The 4,155-nt window shown below is 34.6% G+C and carries 4 protein-coding genes; 1 reads left to right on the top strand and 3 read right to left on the bottom strand.

The genetic code is table 11. The features are described from left to right. Positions 1-163 (top strand): zinc ribbon domain-containing protein (locus ILA26_RS10360; RefSeq protein ID WP_366514908.1); only part of this gene is annotated, 163 nt, incomplete at its 5' end. A gap of 61 nt (positions 164-224) precedes the next feature. Here the strand turns inward: ILA26_RS10360 and ILA26_RS10270 are convergent. Genes ILA26_RS10270 through ILA26_RS10260 form a run of 3 tightly spaced genes read right to left on the bottom strand, consistent with a single transcriptional unit; the run spans position 225 to position 3,858 of the window. After that, the gene (locus ILA26_RS10270; RefSeq protein ID WP_292896968.1) at positions 225-1,133 is read right to left on the bottom strand and encodes a cation diffusion facilitator family transporter; all 909 of its coding nucleotides are present in this window, start codon (positions 1,131-1,133) and stop codon (positions 225-227) included. Then, positions 1,126-2,244, bottom strand: coding sequence for a pyridoxal phosphate-dependent aminotransferase (locus tag ILA26_RS10265; protein ID WP_292896966.1), 1,119 nt, complete (start codon positions 2,242-2,244; stop codon positions 1,126-1,128). Before ILA26_RS10265 ends, ILA26_RS10270 begins: the two co-directional genes overlap by 8 nt. Positions 2,245-2,304: 60 nt before the next feature. Further along, positions 2,305-3,858, bottom strand: coding sequence for a radical SAM protein (locus tag ILA26_RS10260; RefSeq protein WP_292896964.1), 1,554 nt, complete (start codon positions 3,856-3,858; stop codon positions 2,305-2,307). Between the last annotated feature and the right edge of the window lie 297 nt (positions 3,859-4,155).

Genomic DNA, 4,155 nt, shown 5'->3' with positions numbered 1-4,155 from the left:
AAGCAGAACATGTCACCACTGCGGACACATAAAAAAAGAGTTAAAAGTCAAAACACGCAAATGGAAATGTCAAAACTGTGGAAAAACACATGATAGAGACATAAACGCCGCAATTAATATACTAAACCGCTGGTTCAACGGGGATAGCCTGAAAAAACATTAAAATTAACCAATCAAATGAAAAAAAATTCAGGAATCTCCACCCTCTTTAAGGGTGGGGTGGTTCAATATTTATCTATTTCTTGTCCATGGTCATACTCTAACCCTATTGGGCAGGTATGCACTGTTGCTGATTTTACTATAGGAATCTCTTCAACAATTGCATTCTGAACAATGTGCGCTAACTTATGGGATTCATTTAAGCTCATGTCTCCATCAAGTTCAATATGTAATGTGACGGTTGCGTAAGCTCCTAAATAGTCTACTTTTATATCATGTGCGGTGTTTACATTGATGGAGTTATTTGCAACATCTCTTATGCGGTTAATTAACTCTTCAGAAGGAACTTTTCCCATAATGTTGTCAATGTTTTCCTTTGCGATTTCATATGCTGTTTTTATAATTAAACACCCAATTATCAACCCTATGATTGGATCTAGAATTGGAAATCCCATGTTTGAAACAACGACTCCTGCCAGTACTGCCACTGAGGAAAATATGTCTGTCTTTTGATGTTGCCCATCTGCAATTATCGCAGGGCTGTTAATCTGTTTTCCAATAGAAATAATGTATTCGCTTATTCTTAAATTGACAATTATTCCAACTGTTGCCATTATTGCGGCATAAAAGTCAGGGATTGTAATTAGTTCTGGATGAATTATTTTATGGATTGCTCCAGTAATGATTTCATATGCTACAATGGCTAAAAATATTACAATGACCAATCCGCTTATTGCCTCTGCACGGCCATGTCCATATGGATGGTTGTCATCTGCTGGCTTTTGTCCGATTACAAAACCGATGTATGCAATTATGGAGGTGGCTACATCAGACAATGTATGTGCTCCTTCGGAAACTAATGCATAACTTCCGGATAGTATTCCAACTGCTATATTCAAAACAGTCAATATACAATTTGCAACAATTGCAACTGTTGCAGCTTTTCTTCCACCTTTGCTTCTAAGCTCATCCATTTACTACACGCTCTTCCAGTATGTTCATTGCCTTTTCAATGTTTTCATAGGAGTTTGCATAAGACATTCTTACGTGGCCTGCACCGTTTGATCCAAATGCTGCTCCGGATACGGTTACTACCCCTGCATCAGCTGCCTTTTTGACAAAGTCTGGGTCTTCAATTTTTGGGAATACGTAAAATGCACCTTCTGCATTCACTGTTTCGTAACCCATTTCATTTAATCTTGAAACAATCAAGTCACGTCTGTTCTTAAATTCGTTAACCATTTTATGAACTTCATCTTGAGGTCCTGTTAAAGCTTCATATGCTCCTTTTTGTGCGGTTGAATTGGCACATGCGATACTGTTCTGGTGGATTTTAAATAGTTCTTCGCTGTAGGTTTCATTTGCATTCAAGTAACCTACCCTCAATCCTGTCATTGCGTATGTTTTTGAAAATCCGTTGATGGTGATAACATTATCACTGTATTTTGCAGGTGAGTAATGCTTTTTATCGTAAATGATTTTTTCATAAATCTCATCGGAAATGATCATGAAGTCATGGTCCATTGATAAATCAGCAATTGCTTTTATGTCTTCCTTGTCCATCACTGCACCTGTTGGATTGGATGGTGAGTTTAAGATTATGGCTTTTGTTTTGTCGGTGATTTTTTCTGCCACATCATCAGCCTTTAGCTTGAATTCATTTTCCATTTTACAATCAACTGGTACAATGTCTCCTCCTGCAAGATTTAGCACAGCTTCATACAATAAAAAACTAGGGTTAGGCAAAATTACCTCGTCGCCTTTTTCTATGAATGCCTGTGCACTGACATATAATGCCTCACTTGCTCCAACTGTAACAATGACATTTTCAGGATTTGTTTTTATGCCGTTGTCCTTTTTGAATTTCTTAACAATCTCTTCCCTTAATTCAATGTACCCTTTGTTTGGGGTGTAATGTGTGTCATTGTCATCGATGGATTTTTTCATTGCATCCTTAATGTTTTGAGGAACATCAAAATCCGGTTCTCCAATACCTAAGTTTATTGCACCCGGTTTTGTTGCTTCAAACATTTTTCTTATTTGTGATAATTCAATTAATTTTGTTCTACTTGCTGGATTTATCATAAATTTTAGCCTCTCTAATATATTATATATTATTATAGTAAATTTAATTTTTTCTAGTAATTATTTTTCACATGCTCCACAATTGTAACATGGGGATGTTTCACACCAGGGGGTTTGTTTTAAATTTCTCAATCGTCTATGTTCTATTTTAAGAAATCTTTTATTTACTCCGACATCAATTTTGTCCCAAGGTAGGGGATCATCTATATTATAATTTGGAGTCATGTCTCTCCATTCTTTTAGTATAACATTTTTTGTCACAGACTTCTCAATAATTGCACCAACTTGCCTATTTCCACAAGACAATATATATTGAACTAGTCCTTTTTTAGGACTTTCGCACTTAATGTTATAATTTTTCATTTCTTTTTTAATAAATCTGGTTTTCTTTTTAATGTCTTTAAAATCATAACCTTCCCATTGTAATGGAGTGTGGGGTTTTGGAATTACTGGATTAACACTAAACTTTACCCTTTTAGGGTTAGTGTGCATATCCGCAATTTTTTTCATGTACTCACAGAGGTCTTTTATGTCCTCCATGCTTTCATCAGGAATTCCAATCAAAAAGTATAGTTTGATATTAAAATCAAGTTTCACTGCATTTTCAATTACTGTAAAAATTTGCTCTTCCAGTATGGATTTATTTATCACTTTTCTCAATCTTGGAATGGATTCCGGCGCAAGGGTGATAGTTTTAAGTCCACTTTTTTTCAAGGTTTTCAAAGTTTCCAATGTTATGGACTCAATTCTCAGTGACGGTGTTGAAATCTGAAAGCCTTCATGTTCAAGTCCGTCAATCAATTTTTCCAAATCTGTATAGTCTGACACTGCAGCACCAATCAATGTGATTTTATTCAACCCAGTATTTTTCCTGTTTTCCAATGCTATGTCAATCAACTTTTGATGATCTGTTTGTCTCATTGGCCGGTACATGTAACCTGCCATGCAGAACCTGCATCCTCGTGTGCATCCGCGTGAAACATTCAACATTATTGAATTGTTGAAGACGCTCATGAAATCGTCATCATCGCTCCTGCTCAGTATCGGGTGGGTGATGTGGTATGTCTCATCCATATCGCCTATGATTGCAATCCTTGCATTGTTGTCATACTCTGGGATATAGACTCCGTTAATGTTTAGATAGGCTTCGAGCCTTTTATCGGGATTCTCTTTGTAAACATCAATAAAATCGTTTATTATGTTTTCTCCCTCTCCAATTATGAATATGTCTATATAATCTGCCAGGGGCATTGGATTTGCTGTGGCGCATGGTCCTCCTGCAATTATCAATGGGTCCTCCGCTCCACGATCTTCTCTTTTAAGGGGGATTTCGGAGTTTTTCAACATTTCCAACACATTGAAATAATCTTCTTCAAATTGCAATGTGAAACTTAAAATGTCAAAATGCCTGCTTGGTGTATTTGATTCTAATGAGTTTATGTTGGGAAAAATTATTCTCTCACACCAAACGTCTTCACGTTCGTTAATGCAGTTATACAATATGTTATAACCTAATGAAGACATTGCGGTTCTATAAACATTCGGATAGGCCAATCCAAACCTCACATCCACCTGTTTATAATTTTTTTGGAATGTATTTTTCTCGCTTAACATAAAATCATCTTTTTTCATGAATCTATACTATTTTTTATCTGTTCGATTAAATAAGTTATTTTTGACTTAATTATTTAAATCTGTATGATTTTTCTCAATTTGAATAATTATTTATCGATTTTTATTTTAATATCTGAAAATTTTGTCATTTTGATTATAAATGTTTATTTAATCAAATATACTTTTTTCATCGATTTGTTTAAATTTTATTTAGAATTTAAGAAAGTTTATTTTATCAAATTTAATTTTACTATGTTTATTGCTTTATTATTGATATAAATCATTTTTTAATATTTT

The organism is Methanobrevibacter sp., from assembly GCF_017940815.1.
Lineage (GTDB): Archaea > Methanobacteriota > Methanobacteria > Methanobacteriales > Methanobacteriaceae > Methanocatella.
The sequence above is the reverse complement of the archived record's forward strand: the minus strand, read 5'-3'. Positions and strand labels throughout refer to the sequence as shown.